This window comes from Duganella sp. GW821-FHT07F09, from assembly GCF_059418705.1.
This window is the reverse complement of sequence record NZ_JBWKQJ010000020.1, coordinates 28,406-46,911: the sequence shown is the minus strand read 5'-3', so window position 1 is coordinate 46,911 and position 18,506 is coordinate 28,406. Positions and strand designations below refer to the sequence as shown.

At 55.2% G+C, this 18,506-nt stretch carries 16 protein-coding genes; 5 read left to right on the top strand and 11 right to left on the bottom strand.

Annotation, left to right across the window (positions count from 1 at the left end; all coding sequences use genetic code 11):
• Positions 1 to 43: 43 nt before the first annotated feature.
• The 3 genes from AC07P1_RS31825 (at position 44) to AC07P1_RS31815 (ending at position 2,588) form a co-directional block, all read left to right on the top strand.
• Entirely contained in the window at positions 44 to 601 is a 558-nt protein-coding gene (locus AC07P1_RS31825; protein WP_494699598.1) for a DUF3304 domain-containing protein, read from the top strand.
• Positions 602 to 969: 368 nt separating this feature from the next.
• Positions 970 to 2,277: a T6SS phospholipase effector Tle1-like catalytic domain-containing protein gene (locus AC07P1_RS31820; protein ID WP_494699597.1), complete on the top strand. Its 1,308-nt coding sequence runs from the start codon at positions 970 to 972 to the stop codon at positions 2,275 to 2,277.
• A gap of 53 nt (positions 2,278 to 2,330) precedes the next feature.
• Positions 2,331 to 2,588: a PAAR domain-containing protein gene (locus tag AC07P1_RS31815; RefSeq protein ID WP_494699596.1), complete on the top strand. Its 258-nt coding sequence runs from the start codon at positions 2,331 to 2,333 to the stop codon at positions 2,586 to 2,588.
• Positions 2,589 to 2,722: 134 nt separating this feature from the next.
• Here the strand turns inward: AC07P1_RS31815 and AC07P1_RS31810 are convergent, their stop codons facing one another.
• Positions 2,723 to 3,475: a DNA cytosine methyltransferase gene (locus AC07P1_RS31810; protein WP_494699595.1), complete on the bottom strand. Its 753-nt coding sequence runs from the start codon at positions 3,473 to 3,475 to the stop codon at positions 2,723 to 2,725.
• A gap of 341 nt (positions 3,476 to 3,816) precedes the next feature.
• Between AC07P1_RS31810 and AC07P1_RS31805 the strand changes: the two genes are divergently transcribed.
• Positions 3,817 to 4,236 (top strand): hypothetical protein, encoded by a 420-nt coding sequence (locus AC07P1_RS31805; RefSeq protein ID WP_494699594.1) that lies wholly within the window; start codon positions 3,817 to 3,819, stop codon positions 4,234 to 4,236.
• A 120-nt stretch (positions 4,237 to 4,356) separates the two neighbouring features.
• Here the strand turns inward: AC07P1_RS31805 and AC07P1_RS31800 are convergent, their stop codons facing one another.
• From AC07P1_RS31800 to AC07P1_RS31755, 10 genes are all read right to left on the bottom strand, one after another.
• Entirely contained in the window at positions 4,357 to 4,815 is a 459-nt protein-coding gene (locus AC07P1_RS31800) for an EcoRII N-terminal effector-binding domain-containing protein (protein ID WP_494699593.1), read from the bottom strand.
• Between the two features lie 18 nt (positions 4,816 to 4,833).
• Positions 4,834 to 6,375, bottom strand: a complete 1,542-nt coding sequence (locus tag AC07P1_RS31795; protein ID WP_494699592.1) for an MvaI/BcnI family restriction endonuclease — start codon at positions 6,373 to 6,375, stop codon at positions 4,834 to 4,836.
• Between the two features lie 140 nt (positions 6,376 to 6,515).
• On the bottom strand, positions 6,516 to 7,031 hold the full coding sequence (locus AC07P1_RS31790) for a very short patch repair endonuclease (protein ID WP_494699591.1): 516 nt from the start codon (positions 7,029 to 7,031) through the stop codon (positions 6,516 to 6,518).
• Positions 7,032 to 7,039: 8 nt separating this feature from the next.
• Positions 7,040 to 8,407 carry a DNA (cytosine-5-)-methyltransferase gene (gene dcm / locus AC07P1_RS31785; protein ID WP_494699607.1) on the bottom strand — a complete coding sequence of 456 codons (1,368 nt, stop codon included), beginning with the start codon at positions 8,405 to 8,407 and terminating at the stop codon, positions 7,040 to 7,042.
• Positions 8,408 to 8,698: 291 nt separating this feature from the next.
• Positions 8,699 to 9,403 (bottom strand): DUF6339 family protein, encoded by a 705-nt coding sequence (locus AC07P1_RS31780; protein ID WP_494699590.1) that lies wholly within the window; start codon positions 9,401 to 9,403, stop codon positions 8,699 to 8,701.
• Positions 9,400 to 10,302 (bottom strand): hypothetical protein, encoded by a 903-nt coding sequence (locus tag AC07P1_RS31775; protein ID WP_494699589.1) that lies wholly within the window; start codon positions 10,300 to 10,302, stop codon positions 9,400 to 9,402. The genes AC07P1_RS31780 and AC07P1_RS31775 overlap by 4 nt, the downstream gene beginning before the upstream one ends.
• A 59-nt stretch (positions 10,303 to 10,361) precedes the next feature.
• Positions 10,362 to 12,515 carry a hypothetical protein gene (locus tag AC07P1_RS31770; RefSeq protein ID WP_494699588.1) on the bottom strand — a complete coding sequence of 718 codons (2,154 nt, stop codon included), beginning with the start codon at positions 12,513 to 12,515 and terminating at the stop codon, positions 10,362 to 10,364.
• A 9-nt stretch (positions 12,516 to 12,524) separates the two neighbouring features.
• Positions 12,525 to 15,305, bottom strand: a complete 2,781-nt coding sequence (locus AC07P1_RS31765; protein WP_494699587.1) for a Z1 domain-containing protein — start codon at positions 15,303 to 15,305, stop codon at positions 12,525 to 12,527.
• 800 nt (positions 15,306 to 16,105) lie between these two features.
• Positions 16,106 to 16,432, bottom strand: coding sequence for a hypothetical protein (locus AC07P1_RS31760; protein WP_494699586.1), 327 nt, complete (start codon positions 16,430 to 16,432; stop codon positions 16,106 to 16,108).
• A 353-nt stretch (positions 16,433 to 16,785) separates the two neighbouring features.
• Positions 16,786 to 17,601 carry a dCTP deaminase domain-containing protein gene (locus AC07P1_RS31755; RefSeq protein WP_494699585.1) on the bottom strand — a complete coding sequence of 272 codons (816 nt, stop codon included), beginning with the start codon at positions 17,599 to 17,601 and terminating at the stop codon, positions 16,786 to 16,788.
• 67 nt (positions 17,602 to 17,668) lie between these two features.
• On the opposite strand from AC07P1_RS31755, the gene AC07P1_RS31750 reads away from it, so the two are divergent.
• Positions 17,669 to 18,139, top strand: a complete 471-nt coding sequence (locus AC07P1_RS31750) for a deoxycytidylate deaminase (protein WP_494699584.1) — start codon at positions 17,669 to 17,671, stop codon at positions 18,137 to 18,139.
• Positions 18,140 to 18,506: the final 367 nt, after the last annotated feature.

The following is an 18,506-nucleotide window of genomic DNA, read 5'->3' as shown; positions in this document are numbered from 1 at the left end:
TCAGAGTACTGAAGGCACGTTACAAATCCACTGTGGAGATTACATGAAAACGAACTGCTTATTAAGGCCCATGTCGCTTGCGCTTGCCAGCATGATCCTTTTCTCGGCTTGCGGGGGCATGAGAGTTGCTGACGATGATAGCAAAGAACCCATCGGAGTGATGATTGTTGGAGTCCATCACATGGGTCCCAACTTTAACATTTCTAAGTTCTACATCAACGGCTATTTCGGCTTCAACGTTGGGAGAGACGGTGGCGGGGGCAGTTTTGTTTGTTGCGCAGAGCTTCCCCGTAAATGGCAGCCAGGGATGACTGCAAAGGTACGCTGGTCTGTGAACGATTGGTCAAACGCAGTGATGTCTGAAATTGATGCTGGTAACTACCGAAGTATGGGCTTTGAGAACTACGAAGCGACCGTGCCTATTGAAAAATATGGTGAGGTCGGTGATCTCTATGCTCATTTTTTTCCGAACGGTAAAGTTCGGCTTGTCTCCAGCGCTGATCCAGTCCAAAGCTCGCAGCATGCCATTCGGCACAACGATTCTCGTGCCGCCGAAGTCGCGACACAGGGGACGAAAGTGCTCAAGCAAACAAGCAGGTAGGTGTTGCCCTTTGTCCTCGTGAGGTAGCCATGTCAAAGTGTGAAATGTTGGGAGTGACGAGTGAGGCCCCTGTGAATGTGGTGAGGGCGAGCGAAGCGACCAGATGTGACGCGAGCAAGTGCGAAACTCTCGTACAAATAGGTGTATTTTTCGATGGGACGGGTAATAACGCTGAAGCAGATGAGGAGAAGCTAGCGCTTTCTAACATTGCGAGACTGTTCGACTCGTATGCTGAGGAAAATGCACGAGGGACGGCAAAGATTTACATACCAGGTCTAGGAACGAAATTTATTCGAATTGGGGAGGCTGGTGAGTCTACTTTTGGAGGGGCCTTTGGCACTGGAGGGGAGGGGCGTTTGTTGATAGTCATGTGTTCAGTCATCCACAATCTTCACTACATTATTTTTAAGGAACGATGGGCCTCTCGTGAAGCAATCAATGCCATTTGCTGTCCCGGGCGGCCATCCCGCTCAAATCGTCGTCTATTAGAAACTTTCGGACTTTCCGATTCTTTAAACGGAACCGATCAATCTCACAAACGTGACTTTTTCTTGCAGCAAATTTCAGAACTGCGGCAAAAGCTAACGCTGCGGTCCGGACCTACGGTCAAAGAAATAATGTTGGACATATTTGGATTTTCCCGAGGGGCAGCCACGGCACGGGTGTTCTGTCATTGGATCCAGCAAGTAACTCGAGGCGGAAAGATTGCAGGCATCCCCCTCCGCTTCCGTTTCTTGGGTTTGATGGATACCGTCGCATCCGTCGGCGTCTGGGATGGGGCGACAAATGCCATATTTAATAGGACAGGGGGACACACTGACTGGGCTATTCCTGAGCACATGCTAATTTTGCCCGAGGTTAAGAACTGTATTCACATGGTAGCGATGCACGAAATTCGAAAGAACTTCCCGCTTGATCAGGTGGCTGTTGGTGATGTGATGCCGGAAAATTGCCACGAATTTGCCTATCCGGGTAGCCATAGCGATGTGGGCGGCGGCTACGCTCCAGGCGATCTTGGCGTGGCAATGGGGCACTCGCTCGAAGACGGGGATTCCCGCAAACTGTCGCAAATACCACTGAATCACATGTTTGAATGTGCTGTGGCTGCTGGCACACCGATGTCCAAGCGAGGTGCAGTTGGGGAGTCTAAACTGTTTGAAATATCGCCTGCCATGGAAGCCGCCTTTAAGAAGTTCATTCAGTTGTCGCCGCAAGGAAAGCAGCGTTTGAGTGACTGGATGCTGCCCTATCTGATCTGGCGTTGGAAAACGCGAGAGGCATACGCCTCCCTGGACCATGTCCGCAATGCTAAAGGCGAGGATCTGGGGTATTTGATGGCGGGACACGCGTCGTTTAAGCAGGATGGAGCCAGGCTGGGACTGTTCGGCGATCTGGAAAGATCGATGGCGTTCGTCAAAGAAGCCCGTGCCAACAACCACTCGTGTTGGCTAGATGGTGCCTATCAGCCGACAGAGATGGCCGCGCATGATCGTGATGCTTGGGAAGTCTGGCATCGCGTGACGACCGCCAAACCGACCGTTGCAGAGTTGGACAACTTTTTCGACAGGTTTGTACATGATTCAATGGCCGGATTTAGAAAGAAGCTCACGGAACCGACTGGCTATTGGCGGTATCGTCGAGTGTTTCGAGGTGACAATCAGCCGTTGCTTACCTAGAAGGGTATCGACGACAGCTCGCGCTTTGCCGCATTCTATTTGAGGGGGCTGAAATGAAAAATAGTAAGGGACTCGGTGTAGTTCGATTGGGTGACCAGACCTCCCATGGAGGTAAAGTCATATCAGCGAATCCGACATTTAAAGTGCTTGGGAAACCTGTTGCCTTGGAAGGTGACATGACGGCATGCCCCCAATGTAAAGGCAATTATCCGATCAAGACTTCTGGCAGTGAACGTAAGCACCTCGGCAAGCCCGTTGCATATGAAGGTGACAAAGCAGCGTGTGGTGCCAAACTAATTTCATCAGTTTAGTGATTGGCGTGGCTAATTTGTGCGGCGCCATAGTCAGCTCCAACTGAAGATGTGCTTCCAGCCGTCCGCACTCGTCCGATATGCCACCGGACGATAGCACTACTCTCTAAGCAAACCACAAACGCTCTCGGCGATCACCGACGCCAGCCGCACCGGCAGGCGTTGCCGAGCTGGCGCATGACCTCCGACCAGGTACCCTCGAACAGGAACGTGTCCGGGAACGTCTGGATGCGGGCCGACTCGCGCACGGTGAAATAGCGCACCGAGCCATCCGTGCGCCGCAGCATGTTCTCGCCGCCCGGCACGCCGTGGTCGCCCGCCTTCAACGCCTTCGCCGGCTCGTCCAGCGGACTGCCGGTGTGGCCGACATAGGCGCGCGCGCCCGGCTGGAAACGATGCGCCTGCACCTTGTTGAGGTAACGCTCCGGATCGGGCACGTCGCAAATGGCATCGCGCACGGTTTTCCACGCCAACAGGTTGGCGCCGTAATCGGCGTCGACGAGCGTGCGGATCTTCTTCTCGACGCCCTCGGGCCGGGGCGGCCGGTGGCGTGTCGCCACCTTGTGCCGCTCCCAATATTCCCCGGATGCCCATTGCGACAACAACAGCGCGTCGGCGCTGTGCGTCTCGGCGGGCGGCACCCACAGCTTGCCCTGGTCCGCGCGGAAGCCGACAAAGAACACGCGCATGCGCTTCTGCGGCACGCCGTAGTTGGCCGCGTTCACCAGCTTGAACGTGACCCGGTACTCGCTGACGGCGCCCGGCTTGTTCTTCCACTTGCGCAAGCGGGTCAGGTGCTCGCCCCATTGCTCCTTCGGCTTGGCGGTTAGCGACGGATACTCCAGCCGCAGCAGGATGAGTCGAAGTAGTAGGCGAAGGCGGCGCACGTGAGGCCCTGCACGTTCTCGAAGATGAACGCGCGGACGGGCGCCGAGCGCTTCTTCTTCAACCTCAAGGGCTAGCGCGTCTGGCAACGCCAATATGCTAACGACGCTGAGGCCAGCGTCAGCGATGAAAAGGCGAAGGCATTTCGGCAGCTCGGTAATTCTTTTTGCGAGCAAAAGATATTTCAGGTTAAACGGAGGTCTAACTAATTTACCCTGCAAGGCAATAGAGTATCTGATGTCGGCTTAGCTGCCTCGGCAATATTAGACACCTCAACCGAAGTTGCCTGCGATAGCGCGGCTTCGCATCTACTTGCCTGCGCGGCTCATACATGGAGGCACGGATGACCAAGACCTATATTCCCAAGTTGTTTTTAAATCAGGAAGATGCGATGGCCGTTGCTCTCTATGTCATGACGTCGAAAGCGGCAATCCAATACGAGCGCTTGCCAAGTGGGCAACTGCGTATCACCATTGATCAAAATGGTGCCGCATTCTTAAAAGAAAAATCAGCGCAATCATATGTTTACGTGCAAGAGGGTGGTTCGATGTCAGAATTGTATTTGCACGAATATGAGACCAAAATGGACGCGCTGGCCGGTCGAATTAATTGCGCATCAGCTGGGGCATATAAGACGGGTGCGATCGTCGAAATAGCTCCATGTTTACGGTCATTGGGAAACGTTTTTTATGCTACAGCGGAAGCCCTCGTCGGAACAGTGCCGGGCCTCGCTCTCTACAGAGAAAGCAGCAGCGAAATATGATGAACCCGCATCATTTAAGAAGCAGGTTGTTACCGCTTTTGAATTCGCCGGTGTCAGCCGGCGAAGTCTAACATCTCCCGCGTTGGTGGTATGTCGCTACTCAGCAGGTCATCGCGTTGATTAAAGGGCGCCCCAGCGGCGGCGTCCAATCACGGGTAATACCAGTTCAAAATGGCTGCTTGATTTCCTGATCAACGTCAGTCTGAAGCGATTTTGTCTGAGGCCATTTCTTTGCATAACCAGCACATCTCCACCTTGGGCAATGCTGTGAATCGGGCCGAGTTGATCAGTGAGCCTGGCTTCGTGCGATCTGGTATCGCTCCAAGACTGGTACTGGTATCGCGTGTTGACAGAACTCAGGAACTTTTCTCCGTCGTACAGCTCAGCATAGACTCGCTGATCAATCGTAGGCTGTCTTGAAGAGGTCGTTCCGTTCAACTGTGGAAAGTATTGCCTCAGAGATTTGGGTATCAGCACACCCGCCTGATGACCTTTACTCTCTCCGGTGTCATTTTTGGCGAGTACTTTAAAAAACGGCGCTTCCCATTCTTTAGACGGTTTCATGCAGTCGAGTTTCATGTTGTCCTCCTCGGTAAATTAGATTTCCGCAGCTACGTCTGCCGCGCCTTCTGTTGCATTTGGAAAAAGCAAGCCCTGCGGCTGAGGCAGCTTTTGCAGTCCAGGCTGCCCTCGGAATTCGAGCACATTTCCTGTAACTGCGATCTGTCGAAACTCAACGTGCTCATACAAAACCTTCGCTGCCTTGGTGATGTCGTTGACGCGCCACTGGGCGCGCCGCTTGTTCTTTGCTGGATCCGATCCGTGCAGTTTGGGGGCTGGGTCTAGGTAGATAACTCCGGTATTGATCGCCCACAGTAATTTCTCTGCAGTAGTGTCGCGGCACCACATCACCTTGTTCTCATAAGTGATGATGTGTTCGTATCCCTGATCGTGTTCGGTTGGATCAGGGTTATTTTCCTTAGACGCTGTGAGATAAACGACTTCGTTGTGTTTTGCGCCCCAGCAGTTCATCAAGCGTTCCAGACTCCAGGACGCTGCAACCTCGCCATCACCATCGATCAAGGCTACATCTATGCTGTCAAGCTTCGGCGTCAGCGGTGTATCTGGGTTGTAAGGGAAAGCACGCAATTTTCCCTCGGAATCTGCTCTGCTCTCCCTAACCCTCAAGGTGAGTCCGGATTTGGAACACACTTCGTTCGCGCGGTGCAGGCCGGTCAGTCTGTAATCTCCATCAGAGTCGAGATATCCATACGTCTTCATGAACTTGGTGAAGTTCTTGGCGTAAATTCCGCCGTCTGGCTCTGGCGTGAACAGGGTGACTTTCGGCTTTGTGTGAGTCTTGAGCTCGATGCCAAACAAGTCTCCGTCCTTATTGGAATTTGGAACGATGCCGAGCGCATGTTCCAAGGTGTAACCGCAAACTTGGGTACCGGAAAACGGCAGAGTTTGCCCGAAAGCGTCAAGCCGGCAACCGCGAAGTTTTTTACCAACAACGGTTGCAAGTCGTGCTTCAAGTTTGGAACTACGATTCTGCTCGATGACCAAACGTTTGCAGGCTGGAGCTCGTTCGAATCCCGGCAACGCTTTGATCTCTGCCTCAAAGCCGGGGGACATCTCTACGCAAACAAAGCCAACGCATTTACCTCGCGGCAGGCGAGCGAGGACGAGCAGCCGCTTCGCGTCAGGGCTCACTTTCGTAAAACTGACGGAAAGTGACGGTGGCATTGATCCGTCGATCGCTTGGAGCCCCGACAGTCGTGCTTCCGGATATTGCGTGTAAATAATCGCTTTGACTCGCCGCGCCTTGATCTCTGAACGGTCGCGTCGCAGCCATGCGAAATCATTGAAAACTGCTTCGGGAATCCGCTTACCTGGAACAGACCGACCTTTGGTCTCGCTAGTACTTTCCCCTCGTTCCGATAAAGTCACGTCAAACAAGTCAAAGATCACACCGAAGTCTGATGCGATATAGATTTGATTTTTATCGTTCGCGTTTTTTGGCAGAACTTTGAGGAAAGCCACATCCGCTCCAATGCTGGCGAGCAGCGTCGCGAGCTCGGGTACTCCGTTGAAGCAATGCTCAAATTCTGAGGGTAAGGCGGTGGGCTGAATAGTCATCTTTTCTCCTGTGCAAGTTAGTAAGATAGCACAAGGAAATGATGCGAGGGGGAATATTTTTCAGAAAAATAAGACGATTATCATCTCTATCGTATAAATATCGTTATAAATCAATGTATTAAGAAATTTTTACTAGGAGGTTACTCGCCGTTGCCGGGTGCGGATCTTTCTGGGGCGACGCGAGAGTGCTGGTCTGGCCGATGTTGCACCTCTGTATGATTGTCGGCGGCAGAGACACAGTAAATCCAGCTCGCGATGCGATCTGTGAGCTCATTTGCGTCCCACTTCAGGCGTCCTTTAAGTGCACATTCCCATACACACAAAACGCGCCATCCCGCTAAGAGGAGTGCTTCGTTATCGCGCTTGTCTCGCTGTTTATTTTGCAAAATTTTGGCTTGCCAAAACTCCCGCCGGGCGACAGGGAGTTTGAACAGATAGCAGTTGTGACCGTGCCAAAAGCATCCATGCACAAGAATGGCGACGCGGTACTTGGGCAGGACGATATCTGGTTTGCCGGGAAGGCTGTTGACATGTAGACGAAAACGCAGGCCACGGGCGAAGAGTAGTTTTCGAAGAATGAGTTCTGGATTTGTGTTCTTGCTCCGGATCGCGCGCATGTTCTTACTGCGGCTTTCCGGGCTATGAACGTCAGTCATTATTACTATTACGCAGCGAGCTTGTTGCCGTCTCGGGGTTGTTGAGCAGCTAGTCGCTTTGCTTGGATGATTCGATCCTTCATCAGCTTGGCGACAGCAGCAAATACAGGAACCACAACTGAGTTGCCGAACTGCTTGTAAGCTTGTGTGTCGGATACAGGGATACGGAAGCCATACTCACCTGGTGCGTCATAGCCCATAAGTCGTGCGCACTCACGAGGAGTGAGTCTTCGTGGACGGTTCTCCACATTTTTCTTGTGCTCGAAGGCTAGCTTGGGATCGAAACCTCTATCGATCAGAATCTCAGAGCCATCCTTGTAGTAGCGGGCAGATAAGGTGCGAGTTACCTCATGTTCCTTCACCAGTCCGTAGCCAAAACCGTTGCCCTTAGCCTTATGTTTGATCGAGTAGTTGAACAGGTACTGCCACAGTTTGGGCGTAAGTATGTAATTTGGTTCAACTTGTTTTTCAAGGATATCGCCTAACGTTGGCTTACGCTTGGGATAGAGTGTCGCGACGTCTTTGAGGCTGAAACCCTTATGGACATTGAGGTCCTTGCGGAAACCGACCAGAACAATACGCTCGCGGTGTTGGGGGACGAAATGCTTGCCATCGATTATTTTGTAGTCGACATTGTCGCTGGTCTCAGTGTCAGCAACCCAGTAGCCAAGCTCATCCAACGCCTTCATGATCACTCGGAAGGTGTTGCCTTTGTCGTGACTTTTAAGATTTTTTACGTTCTCAAGCACGAATGCGACCGGCTGTTTTGCCGCGATTATTCGCGCCACATCAAAGAAAAGCGTCCCCTGAGTATCGCATTCAAAGCCGTGCTTGCGACCGAGGGAGTTCTTCTTAGATACTCCTGCAATTGAGAACGGTTGGCATGGGAAACCGGCTAACAACACATCATGGTCCGGAACGTTGGCCTTGATGAATTGATACGCTTCATCCTCGGAGACACTCGGATTTGCGCTCAACGTTACTTCTCGGATATCCGAGTTGAACTTGTGGGTTGATGGATCGCTGTAGTGATTGGCTTTGTAAGTGCGCACAGCATAAGGATTCCACTCGCTGGTGAAAACACATCGCCCTCCGGCCTCTTCAAAGCCCTTGCGGATTCCACCTATGCCTGCGAAGAGATCAATGAAGTCAAAGTCATGAGTTTTGCGTCGAGGCGCTTGGGGAAGTAGAGCTTTTAGATGAATGAACTCTGCCTCACTTAGGCGGAGCTCGTCTTTGCCTCCCACCCAACGCTTCAGTGATTCGCGTGTCCACGTATTTGGCGAGATCTGATTCAAATGCTCGGCAATGTACTTGTGGTCATAGCTTTCGAGCGCTTGATTCAGCAGCGCCAACTCATCACTAATGGAAATCATGTCTTTTTCTCTGAAATATGCGCGCAGCGTTAGATCATTACGTGCAGTCATCGTGACCTACGATGACTGCACGCAAGGAATCTTTAGTCTGACATTATACTGTATGTTAAACCAGTGCTGCCGCCAGTGCCAGTGAAGATCAGAAACATAAAGGTATCACTATGAGAATCAGACACAATGATAGCAGTTTGACATCCTAAAAATATGGCGCTGCAGCGTCGAGCCACGCCTGTCCAGGTTGGCCATGCCCGTTCTTATTTCGTGCAGCAGTTCCGTCATATCCGTTCCTTGTTACTTAGCAGTGCTTGCCCTGCGCTTTGCGGTCCTGTCGCCGGCGGCCAGTGCATCGTACAGGCTGGCGACGTAGCCATCGAGCCCCTTCTCGTGCAGTTCCGGTTCCATCATGACGACTTTCACCGTGTTGAGTGTCATCAGCTCGCGGAACCGTTCAGTGCCGGCCCGCTGGGCCCTGCGGACGCTGCTGACGCGCATGATTGTACGGTACAGCCCGATACGGAAACCGTGGCGGCCGGGACGTTCGACCAGCTGGACCATGTCGTCGGTCGTGACGCCAGTCAGAATCTGGCGCGTCTCATGTTCGCTTCCCTGCCATGACAGGTGTATGAACCACCACACGGCACGCAGCCATATCCGGCTGCGTATGGCCCAGAACCGCGCTGGCTGGTGCTCTGCCCAACGTGCGGCGACCACATCAGGCAGGACTTCCAGCGACAGGTGGCACCAGAACCCGTCCGCAGATGCCTGTCGCAGACCAAAACCGCAGGATGCGAGTACTGCGTACAGCGCCAGTCCCACCTCCACGTCGTAGGTGCCCCTCGCCGTCTTCGTGCCAGACAGCGTGGGGAGGGCGGACAGCAGGGCCTGCCTGATCCGCACATAGTCGGGCGTCAGCATGCCGGGTTCAAACCGGCCCGCCTTATCCATCGCGGCGAAACGGCGCCGTGCATTCACGCGGTCGGTTTCCATCCATTTCATGCCGGTGCCTCATGGGTACGTGTAAGGCGGTCGAGCCACAGCTGGGCCGACTGCAGCCGCGTCAGCGGCGATTCGGTATCGATGCCGCCCGCACTCACTAGCCGGGCCAGCGTGTGGGCAATACTGCCGGGCTCTGAAATGCAATGCTCGTCGCCGGTAATGCGGTTGAAACCGTCGCCGTGCTCCTCAACAATCTGTTCGACCAGCTGCGCCAGCCAGCACGCAAGGACCTGTTTCATGAGCGGGGTAACTCTCGCAGCCGGAGCCTGCGCGTCACGCAGCGCCGCAATGTCCGGATGGCTGGTGTTCATCACCAGCGCAAGATAGTCTGAGGAGAACGGATCGCTGAGTGCATCCGTCCAGTTTCCGCGGAACTCCCACAGCGGCCGTCCGACGCCCAAGTCTTCCTCCACGACCGGGAACAGTGAGCTGTCGGCATCAATCACCACCGTGACCGGTCCCCACAGCGTGCCGAGGCGGGAGCCTTTCGCGCTCGCCAACCCGGCGCGCGCCGAACCGGGACCCCGTCTCTCGAGATATACCTGCAGCGACAGATTGCCCGAGCCGCGCAGCGTACCGCCTCCGAGTGTCAGCGATACTGTCAGTGGCGCTGACCGCTCGGAACAGTCGGGCAGACGCAGCACCACGCCTTCCCCAAGCTGGCGGTAACCGGATTCGGGGGATGTCCATTCGGCCGTCAGCAATAGCGCTGCACGTTCGCCGGCAATCCCGCCAGCCCCAAACAGCGCCTTCAAGCCGCTTGGCTTCAGCGTCCACTGTACGGTCAGGTCATGCAGGCTGGCATCCCAGTCACTATTGTGTCCCAGCGCAAATTCACTGTCCTCACCGTGCGCACCGGGATCCGGCCCAGTCGAGCTGAATTCGGGTGTGGTTGGCACACTAAGGCCATTCGGGAAACCTGCCGCAAGGGTGCGAAATGGAAAAATTACAGTCCTACTCAAAGTGATCCTTTCGTGACAACTGCCGCCTCGATCAGCGGACACAGATCTCCGGTACGCCCCGGGAACACGATGCTGAAGCTGCCCCGCAGTGCCAGCGCATCGGGCTGCTGTTTCGAGCGCTTGTCAGGAACGAGCCTGAGGCGCCCCCCATTGGGCTCGATCCTGAGGGGAACGCGGGCACCGGCGAAGGGCGCCAGTTGTTCAAGCGTGACATCGGTTAGCAGAAACGGAAAATCTCCGAGTCCGCTCTCATGCCACAGCTGCTCGGAAACCGGTCCACGTTCCGAGTCTACCAACACGGTAATCTCGCGCGCGTCGCTTCCCGTGCCCCAGTCGAGACGCCAACAGAGCGTGATGCGATCACGGCCGTACGCCGGAGCACCGTCCACCGAGAACATGAAACGGGGGCCCTTTGCTGCACTACGTGCGCCACCTGACCCCGTGCCACCGGCGCTAGGCCCCCCGCCTACGGTTCCCTTTCCGGGCGCTCCGGTAAGCCCGCCTTGGTCACTTGGTGCGCGTGGCGATGCACGTCCGTAACGCCCGTCAGGGCCCAGTCCGCGCTGCGGGAGCATCAGGTTGGCGAGGCGTCTGGCAAGCCCGATCGAGACTCCCTCGCTTGCCCCATTCACCGATAGATCGACATAGTCGCGCAGGCGCTTAGAGACCCCGCTGCGGATCCTGTCCGCAATACTGTAGCCGGAAAGATCGGCCCATTGATGGTGGTCGGAAAGTTCGCAGCTGCGCAGGTAGGATTCCACGGTCGCTTCTGGCTCGCCCAGCTTCCCCCGCAGTGCGGCCGCAAGCCGCCGCCCGGGTTCGGGCACGAACAGCGCCACAAGGTATTTCCCGTCTGCCGCCCTTTTCAGGCCGCGGGCCCATCCACGGCCTGAAGCACCGTCATCCCACCGGATCGACATGCCCGGGCTGCGCATGAAAGTGACGAGCGGTCGGAACGGTGCCGACTTCTCCGCCTGGCCGAACAGGCAGAGGTAGGGATCGGGAATGTTATCTGGAGACCCGATGCCGAGCTGACGGGCACTGAGCTGGACGGCAGCTAGGTAGCCGGCCGGGCCAGCCGATTCGAAGACATTGTTGAGCATGACCGGTGCGAGCAGCACGTTTTCGTGTGGTACCTTCTTTCTCCCTAGGTAGTCACCCGGCATGCGTACCCTTCTGCCGATCCAGTTGTATAACGACTGGGTGACTTGGAAAACGGGAAGCATGTCCTCGCGCCTAATCTTTTTTCCGTTGACGCTGGCGTGCAGCCACGGACCGGTGCGGAACATTGGATTGTCGAGCCGTACGCAAAACCAGCGCTGCAGGGCGACCTCGATATAGCTCTCGTAGTTCTTGAACCACCACGCCGGCAGGCTGCCCGACGGGGGCGCGGCGTCGTCGTCAACGGACGGCAGCGTCACGAGGTCGTTGCGGAGGAAGGGAATAACGACCGCAGTGCCGGTCTCGTCACGACCGAACGGGCTTATGCCCAGCGTGGCAAGAATACGCCGGATCGTGGCACTGTCGGTGACCGCAGCAGGGCCTCCTTTCGGGCCTGTTTCGCCCCACCAGCCGATTCCGGTCGCGCTGTCGGTCTGCAGTCTGTCCCGGCTGGTTTCATCCTCGACCATACAGGCGATTAGCCGTTCTGCCGGCCCACCGTCTGCCAGTGTACGGCTGTAATAAAACACGAGTCCAGCACCCATACGGAAGTAGCAGGTCTTGCCAAGCCCCCACGAGCCCCCGGCACCTTCGTCGTTGCGGGTATGGCCAATCTCGTAGACCAGCTTAAGCAGGTTGCCGTGGCTGTCCCCGGAACGGAGCAGGTCCATCGACGTCGGTCCCGACAGTCCTTCGGTACGAGAGTCGCGGATCTCAAGCATCCGTCCTCCCTTCGGGAATTTCCGGCGCAGAGCTTCCCCGCGAATGTATTTCCCGAGCAGTGCAGCAACCGGCGCGGTGGCGTGCTCCCTAACCGTAAAGTCGATTCGCACGTCACTGCCTGCCTTTCCGAGGGCGGCATCGAGGCTGTTCTGGACCGCTTCACGGACCAGCAGGTCCAGTGGCATCATGGCCACGTTTTGCATCGAGCGCAGTAGGGCCGCGCCGGATCCCTGCATGGGCCCGAGTGAGGGCGTGAAGTAATTCATGGGTGGTCCTTACTCCGGCGTTTCCGCAGCTCCGTCGCTAGTATCCGCTAGGGTGGCCGGAATTTTTACGGTCAGGTGCGTGGCAAACTGTCCCGACTCGCGCCCGCTCTCAGGCAGCCATATGTTCATGCCGACGATGTGCGCCGGCACATTGAGTGGCGCACGGTCCTTCTGGTCCGGCGACGGAGTGCTGTTCCTGTCGATCAGGTACAGAAGGAGCTGCGGCACCTTGCCGACCCCGCCTTCGGCGCGCAGTTTCGCAATGGTATCCTTCGTCGGCTTTGCTGAGTCTTGGCCGTCTGCGCGGCTGTCCGCTAGGAGGTCGGCCGGGTTGCGCAGCGCGCCGACCGAGACCGAGACTCCCTTCTTGCTCCTGGCCGCAAGCCGGGTACGGTCGACCCGGCCGACGGCGCCGCCGGGAAGGTCCCAGCGACTTTCCCCGTCTGGTGCATTACCGGCGACGACCACGTTCCATGCACCATAGCCGGTTTTGTTCTGGTTTGCCGCGTACCATTCGAGGAACGGCGCCAGATCTGAGAAGAACTGGGCACTTTCATGGAACAAGAACCCGGCCAGGAAATTTCTGATGTCAGCGTAACGCACGCCACGCCAGACCACGGAATACTGGCGCCCCTTTTCAGCCTTTTCTTTGCCAAGCTTTTGCAGGAAACCTTCGGTATGCTCCAGGTTGGCCGTATGGATGGTTTTCGCATCAGGGCTGTCATCGAAGACCGTCGTCTGCCGGTTCACACCGGAGAAGTCATACTTTGCTCCGGTCTTCGCCTGCATGCGGCTTGCAGCTGTCGGGCGCAGCCACGAGGCGCGCGGATGGACGCGGACGCGCGGACCGTATTCCGCGGGTCTGCATCCTAAATCCATGAATCGCTTCAGGTCGTCACGCAGGTCCTCCTCTGCCAGTGTCATGAAATCGAATTTCTCGCGCGTTCCTTGCGGCATCCAGATCCGTGGCAGCAGCTCATAGCCCTTGCGGTAGCCAAACCAGCGCCCCATCTGCATGAGGGAATCTGCCTGCGCCGATGCGCGGAAAAAATACGTACTGACAAGGTTTTCCAGTGTAAGACCCCGTGCAAGGGTACTGCCGCCGATGACGATGAAGGCGCTGGCGAAATCTGGGCTGTCGGGCTCACCCGTTGCGGGATAGAATAGCCGGCGTACCTCGTTTTCGTCGTTCACGCCGTTGTTGGCACAGTTGTCAACGCATAGATGGATACCCCGCCCGTAAGTAAATGCACCGTCCTGGTCAAGGCGGATCGACGAGACTTCCGAGACGAGTTCACGCAACCCTTCTGCGAAGTCGGCAAAGGGGGGGTAATCCGGAACTGAGTCCAAGCGGCCGTATGATGGAAAGCGCTGGCCAAATGCCGGCAGGTCGAGATCTGTCTTCACGCGTTCCCACACCTGCTCGCACTTTTTCCTGAGCTTGCTGAACGGAGTCTGTAGCCGCGCCAGCAAGGACTTTACTGCCATGGCCACGTTCTCGTGGTGCCCTTGGCGCTGACTTGTGTGGATGAGCATGGTGACAGGTTTGGCAAAGCCTGAATATCGCATGGCAGCCGTGCAGCAGAGGAACCAGAGCACGGCTTCCTCGAGGGATTCGGGTACCGTGGCACTGCCTTCATCATGCAATGCTGCCACGGCCTCTTGGTCGGCTTTAGTGATCCGCCTGATGATACCAAGAGCTTCCTTTTCAGCCTCCGGTAGTCCGAAGATTTGGACAGGTCCGAAATGCTCGTCGGACTGGGGCAATGCGACAATGAAGTCTTCCGGATACAGCCCGCTCCCCGGGCCCTCGTTGAGGAAATTCGCGGCCGGTGTCGCGGTGTATGCCACATAGTTCACGCTGCAGGCAGTTACCTTGGTCAGGTCGACGATCAGCTGGTTGATGCGTGTCCGCTCCTGAGCCGAGATCGGGGCGGTGTTGATGCCACCTTGGTCAGCCTCGTCATCGATGATCAGAATCCGCATCTGCTCGAGGCTGAGCGCATTAGCCGTGATCCAGCCACTCAGTCCGGCGAGACGCGAGGAGTTTTTCAGGCAGACAGAAAAATAGCGTCCCCGGTGGCCGGGGCTGAAATGGTAGTCTTGGGCACGCTCGCCTTCCGCGCTTTCGGCTGACGGACGTTCGATGGCATGCCAGTGCAGGTTGCCAATATGGTTGAGGTCGCCAAGCAGACGTTTTTTCGTCTGCTTGCGCAGGTTTTCCAGCGTGCCGCTTAGCACAATGAACATGTTCCAGCCATGGTCGGCTGCCATCGCCATCAGACCTGCCATGCTGGCGGTTTTACCCGACTGCACGTGTCCGACGACGAGGCCACGGACTGCCTGCTGTCCTTGGGTATTCTTGCGCAGATGCCTGAGAATCTTCAGGGACGAGGTCTCGATGCTGGCGACCGCCTTGTCCTTCCAGTGCTGGCCAAGCAGATGACTTTTGTAGAGCTGCCACGACGAATGCTTTTCGGTGGGGACCTGGATCTCCGGCTCGGTTTCGCCGGCGCCAACCACGACAAGGGGGCGGTTGACAGATTCGGCCATTTCTTCGGCCTTCCGCTTTGCGTACACGATGTCCTGCCAGACTTGGCGGCGTATGGCGGGTGAGTCGCCCAGACTCGGCCACTGGAAGAACTGGACCGAAATCGTGAACATGCTGTCTAGATCATCATGGGCTGCGCCGCCTTCAGCGACGGCGTGCCAGTCGAACCCATCGCGGCGCATCCTGTCAATGTGATTCCGGTAAGGGTCGTACTGGGGGTTGATTAGAAAGTCGGACACGAAAACCTTTTGAAAAAATGACGAAGGTAAGGAAGGCGGCACGACCGGTGCCCGACCACTTTCGAAAGTATTAACTTAAAGAAATGCAGATTATATAAGTCTTCAGGGCGGCAAGGAAATAATCGAACCGGCTGCGGCAAAGCTATAACGCCCCAACTATGCGGCAGCGCTGAGACAGATCGTGTCGTCGCGTTTCCACGCGCCGGCTTGCCGCTCCGGCGCGCGATTCTTCTGTATAAGGCGCGGGCCGGCATGCGTGGGGCATTTGCATCGGGCTCACTGCGTTGTTCCATCATCACGGAGATCGCCTGCACCATAACGCCGCACACGGCGAGCGCCGCCCGACCCCGGGCCGGTGGTGCCAGTCAGGTGACATGGGCAATCCATAGTCCGTCGCACTAGGTGCCGGTGGAGCAGTTGACAGCGGAGTGGTTCAATGCTGTCGCCACGGTTTGCATTGGCCACCATATCCTTTAAGCGCGTCCACACTTCCGGGCAGACTGTCATGCCGCAACGCGCCTACCACTCGCTGGAAGGCGAGTAATAGCCGAAGTCCTAGCTCAGCCAGCTTGCTTCCGGCATGCCCCCATCCCCAAGGTACGCTTTAAGCGTGGCAGTGATCAAAACTCCTGTTCCAGAATTGATCCTAACAAGGACCGCGTCAGCTTTGTCATTTACCGTTCCTGGGGCGCGTTCGAATTACTGCAGCTATCACTTACGAAATCGGCACTTCTCGCCCGGAGAGTTTGGTGGCAAAGCCGCAAGAATTAAAAATTGGCGGATCGCGTCAGATCGACATCCTATCCACGAAACCATCCCAAGATGAGGACCTTTTTGTTGAAACCACGAGTCAGGCGTTCGTTCGCCTCTTCTTTGGTAAAGTGGTAGGCGCGACCAAGGTCTTGAACTAAGCGTCCTTGACCACGTTCCCAAGCAATCTCGAGATCAAGGTCATATTTCCTTAGTACCGTAACGAAATGCGCGCCAGCCGAATTTAATTCACCTTTCTCAAACTCTGATCTTATCGCTGGCCCAGCCTCATCAAACACTTTATGTACAAGCGCAGACTCAAAGCCACTGTGTACTAGCTTCGTAGCTACTGCTTGCGACCATGAGATGTAATCCATACTAAACCCTTTCATTCGGTCTCACCGAAGCATGTGCTGTTGTCGTAAGAAACCACACCGCTGTATAACTCTTGTGTAGTCGTATGCCGAAGATTGCCCAGCGCCAAGTTCCGACCGCCACAGCAATTGCCACTAAGCATAGCATGTTGCATGACTATAAAAATACGTGAAATCTAATATTATGCAGTTTGCTCTGTGGAACTCAGCGGCGGAAAAAAACCAGCGTCGCCCCCACCTTATGATTCGATGTCATCGCTCTGTTCCCCTCCATCGGTGGTATCAGGCGTGGTTTTGCGGAGATAGACGGACGCTGTGTCTTCACCAGCGAATGGAACCTCTTCGCAGTGCGCGCACTAGCGCGGCCCAGCTTTCGCGTCCTTCGCATCCCCATGGGGTATCTGAAGATTACTTTCTTGGAGAACTTCCAAAACTTTTAGCCGCTCGCGGTCACGCACGACTTGTTTGTCTGCCTCATCTCGTTCCTTGCCATCCGATTCGAGTTGATCTACCCGGTTCTGAAGCTTAACAATTTCAGTCTTTGCATCGCCTGAATTTGTCCAGACAGACCAAGCGATAGGACCGAATATAGACAGCGCGCTAAGTAGTAAACCGATAATTGTGAAAGCGATGGTAAACCAAAGTATCTTGTTCGAACCACTCAACATTTTCTTCGTTACTTCTTCAGCAACCGAATCGATGCTGAGGAACGATTCCGCAAAAGCTAGCGAGCTCTGGGCGGCCTGGAGTGAATAGGCGTCTCTTGTTTTTATAGTTTTACTGACACCTGTATCGCCGTGGTCAAGGAACACAAGTCTCAAGAATGCATCGCCTACGTTGACCGTGAACGGCTTGGTACTGAAGTTCACCAGTGCAGTCGCAATTGGGCCGTTCCAACCGGGGTCTACCACCCCAACATTCAACGCAAAGACACCTTTGTGAGCAAGTGTGGTCTTCACGGTCGCAAGCGCGGTGGCATCTTTCGGCATATGAAACTCTTCTTGCGACACAACCCAAACAACACCACGGGGCTGGAGCTCATAGGTCGAGCCCATGTCCTCGCCTCGCTTGAAAATGAATCCAACCGTAGCATCATAAGTTGAAGCTCGCTCTCCTTTTGTTTGCGGCTGCTGTACAATGTTAGCAGTCTTTATTTGTTGTTTTATAAGCACCACTTCTCCTCTCCACAAAGTGAAAAATCGATCACTCGTCTCCCAGACTGCAGCCGACAATTTTTACATGTCAGAAGCCTTTACGGAGCGTCTGCGCACGGATGATCCCAAAGGAAAGATTGTACTTCAGTCAGCAGTGGGAGCAGTAATAACTAAGGATGGGGTCGAAATTACTCGTTCGGCGAACGTCCTGCCCCCTGAGCTGAAGGCCCACATGGATCGTTCCGGCGAAGTTATTAGTGAGGCCGATCGGTATCACTTAATCGAACATGCAGAACGTGCCGCAATTTTTAAGGCACTTCGTACAAATTCTGACGTCTCTGGCGCTACCATTTATTGCACACGATTTCCATGTAGCGACTGCGCCAGAGCTATTGTGTTCGCCGGAATCAAAAGAGCAGTTTTCGCTGGCGGGTTTGCCGGTGAGCAGAGATGGCTACCCTCACAAAGGGCTGCGCTAAGAATTCTTCGCGACGGTGGCGTCACCGTGCGATATCTAAAGGTGAATGACAATTCAGCGAAAGTTACTAAACAGTAAGGCTGAACAAACCTTCGCAGTATCAGTGCGGACGTTTATACCTTTGAGGCATAAATCTTGAGTTTAGCTGAGTCTTAGGCTGCTGCCTTCAAAATTGTATAAAGCATGGCACGGCTTATGCCACATACCTGAAGGCCCCGCCATCAGAGGCTTGCACCTCGTTTATTTTTCGCCTTCTCGATTTGCAGCGGTTGCTTGATCAGGGCAATGCCTTACCAAAAACTGATTTGATCAAGCCGAGGCCGAAAAAGTCTCGAGGTTCAAAAGACTAAATGGTTGGGGGCAGGCGAAAAAAGTGCAATTCGACGGTCCGCAGTTAAGCTAAAGAGTTTCTTTAACTAACAAACTGGCCTGCAGACGACTTCGT

What these genes read in the sequence shown, in the direction of transcription:
- AC07P1_RS31825 (WP_494699598.1), top strand. Translation starts at nt 44, where the DNA reads ATGAAAACGAACTGCTTATTAAGGCCCATGTCGCTTGCGCTTGCCAGC.
- AC07P1_RS31820 (WP_494699597.1), top strand. Translation starts at nt 970, where the DNA reads ATGTGTTCAGTCATCCACAATCTTCACTACATTATTTTTAAGGAACGA.
- AC07P1_RS31815 (WP_494699596.1), top strand. Translation starts at nt 2,331, where the DNA reads ATGAAAAATAGTAAGGGACTCGGTGTAGTTCGATTGGGTGACCAGACC.
- AC07P1_RS31805 (WP_494699594.1), top strand. Translation starts at nt 3,817, where the DNA reads ATGACCAAGACCTATATTCCCAAGTTGTTTTTAAATCAGGAAGATGCG.
- AC07P1_RS31800 (WP_494699593.1), bottom strand. Translation starts at nt 4,815, where the DNA reads ATGAAACTCGACTGCATGAAACCGTCTAAAGAATGGGAAGCGCCGTTT.
- AC07P1_RS31795 (WP_494699592.1), bottom strand. Translation starts at nt 6,375, where the DNA reads ATGACTATTCAGCCCACCGCCTTACCCTCAGAATTTGAGCATTGCTTC.
- AC07P1_RS31790 (WP_494699591.1), bottom strand. Translation starts at nt 7,031, where the DNA reads ATGACTGACGTTCATAGCCCGGAAAGCCGCAGTAAGAACATGCGCGCG.
- dcm (WP_494699607.1), bottom strand. Translation starts at nt 8,407, where the DNA reads ATGATTTCCATTAGTGATGAGTTGGCGCTGCTGAATCAAGCGCTCGAA.
- AC07P1_RS31780 (WP_494699590.1), bottom strand. Translation starts at nt 9,403, where the DNA reads ATGAAATGGATGGAAACCGACCGCGTGAATGCACGGCGCCGTTTCGCC.
- AC07P1_RS31770 (WP_494699588.1), bottom strand. Translation starts at nt 12,515, where the DNA reads ATGAATTACTTCACGCCCTCACTCGGGCCCATGCAGGGATCCGGCGCG.
- AC07P1_RS31760 (WP_494699586.1), bottom strand. Translation starts at nt 16,432, where the DNA reads ATGGATTACATCTCATGGTCGCAAGCAGTAGCTACGAAGCTAGTACAC.
- AC07P1_RS31750 (WP_494699584.1), top strand. Translation starts at nt 17,669, where the DNA reads ATGTCAGAAGCCTTTACGGAGCGTCTGCGCACGGATGATCCCAAAGGA.